2 protein-coding genes are annotated in these 3,902 nt (G+C 45.5%); both read right to left on the reverse strand.

The genetic code is table 11. The features are described from left to right. A partial coding sequence (locus KDK17_RS05695; RefSeq protein WP_257287558.1) for a hypothetical protein occupies positions 1-513 on the reverse strand: 513 nt, incomplete at its 3' end. A 166-nt stretch (positions 514-679) separates the two neighbouring features. Beyond that, the coding region (locus tag KDK17_RS05700) for a transglutaminase-like domain-containing protein (RefSeq protein WP_257287559.1) at positions 680-3,902 on the reverse strand (3,223 nt) is incomplete at its 5' end.

Raw genomic sequence — 3,902 nt, forward strand, 5'->3', positions numbered from 1 at the left:
ACAGGGGTTGTCCGGGTCCAGCAGATCGTTAAATTTTGGCAGCTCCTCACTGGTGAGTTTGCGGATATCTATCACCAGGGTGAGCGGCTGTGAACCTTCAAACAGTTTGCCTGAAAGGAGAGTGTGGCGACCATCGTCAGAAATGCTCAACCGACTCACCAGACTAGCCTGTGAGAGGTCATCGGGGTGGGAGATAAGGATGACATCCTGATGTGCATCGCCGGTCTGAGCCACTAAAAGCTGTCGAACCTCATCATCACTAGCGACAAAACGAAAATCGAAGGAATGAGAAGCTCTGGAGAGCGAGGAATCTGTTCGGGATACAGTTCTCGCTTTGTCAGGCGACACAACCGGAGGTGATGATAGGGTTAATTTGGAGGTGAACTGTTCGCAGATTGTTACCTTCTTTTCTGACGATAACTCCAGCTTTGCTGTCTTGGTTGGCACGCCACTGTCAGGCACCTCACTACCAGAAATGATTTTGTTTGTTGTTGTGCCAATCTGACCATCCATAGTCAAACTCCCTACTGCAATTTGAAGAAATTTATCGAAAGTGTTTAGTTATAAGACTTACAAAAAGGACGAAAGTTTCACCTGGATTGTTACCCGTAACCATTAAAGGAAGTCATCGGTCTCGTAAAACGCATCGTCACCAGACTGCTATTAAATATCCATTGAGTCATAAAGAGTCATAAATCGAATTCAAATTCACACTGTTCAAAAACTCATTGGCAATTTTTGTCAGCTCATCGGATTTGAGCACCAGAGCGTTACTGGCGTTGAGCGTCTGCCGTAAGTATTCATCCTTAACCGATTTCTCAAACTCATAAGAGCACTCAATTTCAGACATCATGGCGTACAGCTCTCTTGGTGAGGATGGATCATGAGAGCCATAGTTGTTTAAAAAGCGTGGCCTGTTGATGGTAGCATTGCCCCAACAATACGTTAAGCAGCTGCCTTTCGAGTGTGTCAACCCATATAGATAATGACTGAAGGCCTGCTCAATCGCTTGCCTGCATTTCTCTCTTAAATCTTTCAGAAGTCTTTGTTCCACATCGGACACTTCAAGGGACTTTAGACTGTCTTGGTAATCGCTTTCGATAGTACGTTTTTTTTGCTCATATATTTTTGTTTGATCTTGAGATTTCTCACCAGAAGGCGTTCGCGTTAATGCGTCACGGCTTTCTTTTCTCAATTCATACAGAGCAGTATTGTATTGTTTACACTTCGCCTCATATTCATTGTTTTTTTTCACTAACTGCTTCAAAACCGGATTGTTCTCAACTTTTCGTTGAAGCAGGGCCTCGGCCTTTATATGAAACAACTCTATGTTGCTCCAGAAAGGTGTCCCCATGATAATCACCGGACGGTGGTTCGCCCCTCCTGAGATTAACTTTGGAAACGCCGGATGGTGAGCCAGCATTCGTTCTATATTGGGAATGCCCTCAGGCTCGCTCCTCCAGGCGGACTGAATAGATGGATAGGCAAGTTTACATTCAAGGGATGATGAAAACCCATCATGACAATGACTCAAGAAGAAAGCATCATCTGAACCCTCTCGAAAGCGTTTATAAGCCAGCAGCCATAGCAGACAATTTTTTTCCCTGGACAATAATTGCTTATACCATTTTTTCAGGCAACGGGCGGCCTCAACCATCAGTTCATCGACACCTTCCAGGCGTACCAATAGCCAATGATGTTTAACAGCACTAATAATATGTTTCTGATAGGTCGGCAATGGATCCAGCCAACCCGATTTCAGGACTTCAAGGGCAAAGCGATTAACCGAAGGCTTGGCCAAGCAACTGTCTTCCAATATTTTTACCATTGCGTGCAACCACATTTGAGCACCAAAGGGAACCTGATCAATTATTTTTGGATAGAGAGACCTGAGTAGTTCAGTGACCTGATCTTCATCACTATTGGACAATATTTGTTTGACTGTCTCAGGCATCATTCCCAAAATATCGTCGTAACTATTCAATACGTTTGTCTCTGGCAATTCGATTATTGAGACGCCCATGGAAAAACTGGTTAGGTCTCCTTCACTCCAAAGGTTCCAGACTATTTCGGAAAAACTTAGATTAGTTGCTAGCAATGCACTGTTTGTCTCAAGGGCTTTATTGAGTTCCTCAAAGCGTATGCCACAGGCTATAGCCAGAGCTTGCTGTTGTGCTAAATCAGCCCCTTTCATGAGATCCTGAATCTTCTTTGATGAAGTGCTGGAACTACCGATTTTCCTGCTGGGCTGGAAGTCAGGTATGATTTCCGTTGACTGTAGAGGTAGCCCGCCCAAATCCACTGGCTCCCAGGTTTGACCTCCATCTCCGGAATACTCGGCAAAGCAGTGGATACGGTTATCAATTTGCCGGGATGGAATCCCAAAATAACGACAAAAAGCGATAAAAACAGGCACACGATGTCGACAGCTACCTTGCCGCTGTGTTACCAGGAATTTAAAGAAATTGTTATGTTTCTTTGGTTTAGTATTACCGTCAAACTGTCTGCAATAGTCCGTGATCGCCTCAATCTGTTGAGGTATGTCTTCAGCGTCGTTTATGGCCCGCAAAAGCTTCGGGACTTCGCGTGGGCGTTTATCAATGGTTGTAAACAGCTTGTCCAGTACTGTTTTCATCCCTTCTGAGCAGCAGGCATCAAAACGTTTTGATGGTTCTGGTCGGGATTCGGTTGGTGTTTTTCTGTCTGTTTTTCTGGATTCAACAACATAGGCAATTTTAATCACCTGTTCCGCTTTGGCCTCAGGAATAGACAGTGTGTGAAGCCCGGTATATCGACCCCTTACCAGAGTACATGCCGAATGGGGTTCGATACGAAGGGCAACGATATAGTCGTTAACCGTAAGGCTGGGCAATCGATATTGACCATTCTTCGATGACATCTCTATGGTGGCCAGTGTTTGATCGCTTGCTAATATCAATTCCTGATCACACCCCGGTAATGGTTCCGGTGTAAGGATTTCAAACCCCTGAATATGTTCATCATTAAAATCGGTTAGTCTGATATCGCCCTTGGCAGAGACATCAATATTCTTTGCCCACCAGCGGTACATATGGGAAGAATGGTTCTGTGTATTGAAAATTTTATAATCGTTAACTTGCGGCATCTCAAGGTGCTGATAGTGTGTTTCCCGGTCTAATTTCTCAGCCTGTTTCTTGCGGACTTCTGGAATGTATCGTTCAGGCGCTTTATCACCCCCAACAGCTAACACTTCGTTAATAAGATCTCCAACCCAACGGTTTGGCAGATCGCTCATCTGATGCCAAAACTCCGGCCACAATCGAACTGCATTTGAGTTCCAACCCTCTATTCGCTTTTCAGCCTCTCTAAGATAAGGCCGGGACGCTGATAATTTCAGCGTTTGTTTCTCTTCTTCCGTCAGGGGAAATACCTGATTAGCATCCACGACCTTCTGGCTGAACTCACGATCAAACCAGCGTTGCTGCCAGTGTCGGTACAGTGCCCGGGTGAGCGTATCGTCCGACTGATCCGGCTCCAGGGAAAGACCAGATGCCTGCCACCTGGCCTGAGCCATCATTTTGATAATTTCTTTTCTGGCTTCCTCATCATTCAGATCAGCCTTAATACGAATTTCGTAGCGTTTTTCATCCACACTGTTGAGATTACTGCGTTGTATTAACCACGGACGATCAATGTTCGATACCGTTTGGTTGAACCATTTACAAAGCTCAGAATCAAGCCCGCCCTCTCTCATGGTAAGAGCCGAAGACTCTGGCAGTGCCTCCAACGATATTCCGGCAGCCATCAGATAAAGCCGGTAGTGCTGATTAAGGCATTGATGCAGCCCGTCTTCGGTAAAATCACCCCTTCGGATGACGGCCCTGGCCACATTCTGTAAATCAAGACTGGTGGGCTGTAACGGC

The organism is Endozoicomonas sp. SESOKO2, assembly GCF_024606245.1.
Taxonomy (GTDB): Bacteria; Pseudomonadota; Gammaproteobacteria; order Pseudomonadales; family Endozoicomonadaceae; genus Endozoicomonas_A.